The 3,150-nt window shown below is 49.4% G+C and carries 4 protein-coding genes; all 4 read right to left on the bottom strand.

The window, feature by feature from the left end; translation table 11 throughout:
• Window positions 1-63 precede the first annotated feature (63 nt).
• Window positions 64-513 carry a nuclear transport factor 2 family protein gene (locus tag JW883_17380; GenBank protein MBN1844036.1) on the bottom strand — a complete coding sequence of 150 codons (450 nt, stop codon included), beginning with the start codon at window positions 511-513 and terminating at the stop codon, window positions 64-66.
• A complete protein-coding gene (locus JW883_17375) occupies window positions 506-1,357 on the bottom strand; it encodes an aldo/keto reductase (protein ID MBN1844035.1) in 852 nt (283 codons plus the stop codon). The genes JW883_17380 and JW883_17375 overlap by 8 nt, the downstream gene beginning before the upstream one ends.
• A gap of 24 nt (window positions 1,358-1,381) precedes the next feature.
• A complete protein-coding gene (locus JW883_17370; protein MBN1844034.1) occupies window positions 1,382-1,774 on the bottom strand; it encodes a nuclear transport factor 2 family protein in 393 nt (130 codons plus the stop codon).
• A 15-nt stretch (window positions 1,775-1,789) separates the two neighbouring features.
• Window positions 1,790-3,150, bottom strand: a 1,361-nt coding sequence (locus tag JW883_17365) for an alpha/beta hydrolase (GenBank protein MBN1844033.1), incomplete at its 5' end; no start/stop codon positions are given.

The following is a 3,150-nucleotide window of genomic DNA, read 5'->3' as shown; positions in this document are numbered from 1 at the left end:
GCGCGTGATTGTTCTTTTGGTTCAGACATCTTGTATCTCCTTACTATAAAAGCCCGGGACGTATCAAAAACCTTCTCGTTCCCCTGTGATTGGCATTCCAGAATAGTGGACATGCACCAGCAGCCAACGGTCGTCAGTATATCGAAAGACTTGGGTTTCTCTTCCTTGCGTCCGGTGCAGCCTCCCGTCGCTCCGAAAAATTGCGTCAAACGTCCAGTAGAATACCGCAATTGCCATGTTCTCGTAGCACTGTACATCGAGATCATGAATCTGAAGTTTCCGATGGGTGAATCTGTCACGCATCGTCTCCTCATAGAGCCGCTTTTTCACCTGTTCCCAACCGCGTTCATGGCTTCTGGGATGGATAAATGTCGCCTCATCCGTCGTTGACCAGAGGGTTGCTGCAAGATCAGTATCTGCCTCATCAATAGACCTGGCATACTGGCTGACAAGATATTCTATTTCTTTTTGCATGGTTTGGAGAGACATAAGGTTGGGTTCTCCTTTAGACATCTAGTTTCCGTTCACCCAGCCACTTCACCATGTCAGGGTTACGATGATCAAAGAAACTACTGGTTTTGGTGTCTAGCGTTGTCATAGCCGCCACATCTTCCGTGCTTAATTCAAAATCAAACACACTGATATTCTCCAACATTCTTTCTTTGCGGGTTGACTTGGCAAGGGCAATGATACCTCTTTGGACAAGCCAGCGGAGAATGACCTGGGCGACGCTTTTGTGGTGCTTTGCGGCGATGGATAGAAGGAGTTCGTTTTGGAAAATGTTATTCCTACCCTCGGCAAAGGGTGCCCAGGCTTCCACCTGAACGCCGTTATCTTGTAAGAACTTTTGCGTGTCGCTTTGCTGTTGGAAAGGATTGACTTCAATCTGATTGACTGCCGGCGTGATTGAGTTATGCACCATCAAGTCCATGATGCGGTCAGGCTGGAAGTTGGAAACTCCGATGGCTCTGATTTTGCCCTGTTGGTACAGTGCTTCCATCGCCCGCCACTCCCCATACACATCGCCGAAGGGTTGATGAATCAGATACAGGTCAATGTAATCTAATTGCAGGCGTGTCAGAGAACGTTCAAAGGCTTTGAGTGCGCCTTCATAGCCCTGGCTTTGAATCCAGAGTTTGGTCGTGATGAACAGTTTTTCTCTGGCAACGCCGCTGTGTTTAATTCCCCGGCCAACTGCCTCTTCGTTCTGGTAGGAAGCAGCCGTGTCAATATGGCTATATCCCGTTTGAATGGCGTCAACCACGCATCTTTCACATTCGGCCGGATCAGCGATCTGAAACACACCGAAGCCGAGAATCGGGATTTCAACACCATTGTTCAATTTTACAGTTTGCATCATTTTCTCCTTATATTTCTACCGTTAATGAGATTGCTCTGGGGTAAGTAACCGGGTAAACGAAAGCGCCGCTAACTTCCAGCCACCCGCTTGCTGCACATACACTTCTGTCACCATAAAGGGATTGGTGACCTCATTGCCGCCAACCACGGCGAGCAGCGTAATTCTGTTTAACACGATCGCCGTTGCGTCAATGATAGCCACCGATACTTCATGGATATCCGCTTGCTTGTAGTGAATCCCGCCACCTCTGATGATGTCGAGTTCTTGTGCTTTGCCCCAAGCTCCGCCCATGTGGACAAAGACAGCCTTTTCATGGAAGAGCGCGTCAAGGGTGTCTACGTCGCGCTCTGCCATCCAGCGCCATTTCTCTTTCGAGAGATTGATAATTTCTTGTTCCAGGTTTACGTTTTGCATAATTCGCTCCTTTTTCTAATGATTAAGAATTTTGGTCAACCACTTATCAAAATCAAGTATCCACTGACCATCTCCGGCACCAAAACCATGAGGCCAACCTTGCAGCGCATGGGATTCAACCGGCACATCTGCCTGTTGCAAGGCGTTGACACAAGCCTCAAATTGACGCACAAACGGATCTCTTGTGCCATATAAGAAATATGTGGGCGGCAAATCCGAGGCCATAAACTTTTCAACATCGGTGGATGCCACACTCAGTCTGCCATAAAAGGAATAGATCATTCCGACCGCACTGACATCGGCAGAAATCCTATCCAATGCGTCCGGCACATAGCCGGGGTCTATGGTGGTTCCATTGATAGTCCCGTCAAAATTTAATGCCAACTCACCCCCCAGGATACCGCCGGCCGAGAACCCCACAACCGCTATATCATTTTCCTCAATGCCTAAATCCTCAGCATGGCTACGGACATACCTCACGGCCCGGGCCAGATCCAAAGCGCCTTCCTGCATGGTATACGGCCTCAGCCGATAGTTCACCACAAAACTCTGATATCCAAGCTCAGTCAGTTGTTCAGCGACCGGCGCTCCTTCATTATCGCTGCGAAATTGAAAAGCACCCCCTGCGCATATCAGCACCGCACCTTTGATTTCCATACCTTGTTTGGCGGGGAAGTACACCATATTGGGGCGAAAATCAGGCGGATCAAAATACCCGGCATTGTTTTCCGTATACTCAGTGGTGGTTGGAACATTTCCTTCCTCCCAGAGATAAATTTGCTGTGGTATTTCATTTTGTAAAGGTCCCGTTATATGTTTTTGCCAGAATTGAACAGCCAAGTCCACCCATCCTTCCGCATCGGTTCCTGCGCCCAGTCCAAAACCATGCCCCGCACTTTGATACCTGCGATATTCGATATCCACGCCGGCATTTTTTAGATTCTCTACGCGCCTTTCCACCGTATTGACGTTGGCTATTCCATCGTTAGCGGCTACAGTAATGAAAGCCGGAGAGAAATCACTTGAATAGTTTGATTGTCCGGTATAGGCGATGACGACTGTCGCCGGTTTCGGGAGATTGCCGCCGCCATAAGCGGATACACCGTTTAAGGCAATATTCCCCACCATCCTGGCCCCGGCAGAGCCGCCCCATAGGGCATAGTCTTGGGTGCTGACCTCAAGGGTTTCCGCATGACGGAAGATATAGGCTATCGCTGCGGCCAAGTCTTCGGTCGCTGCTTGCTCACTGCCAATGCGGTAACGGATGACAAAAGCGTTATACCCTTTTTGGCTTATCGCTAAAGCCAGCGGAAATCCTTCATGAAGGGAACCGACGTAGGAGAAACCGCCTCCAGGGCAGACGATGGCAAACGGGG

The sequence above is a fragment of the Deltaproteobacteria bacterium genome (assembly GCA_016930875.1).
Taxonomy (GTDB): domain Bacteria; phylum Desulfobacterota; class Desulfobacteria; order Desulfobacterales.
The sequence above is the reverse complement of the archived record's forward strand: the minus strand, read 5'-3'. Positions and strand labels throughout refer to the sequence as shown.

Bases quoted from the DNA above. Each gene is read 5' to 3' on its own strand.
- JW883_17380 (MBN1844036.1), bottom strand. From the start codon at position 513: ATGTCTAAAGGAGAACCCAACCTTATGTCTCTCCAAACCATGCAAAAA.
- JW883_17375 (MBN1844035.1), bottom strand. From the start codon at position 1,357: ATGCAAACTGTAAAATTGAACAATGGTGTTGAAATCCCGATTCTCGGC.
- JW883_17370 (MBN1844034.1), bottom strand. From the start codon at position 1,774: ATGCAAAACGTAAACCTGGAACAAGAAATTATCAATCTCTCGAAAGAG.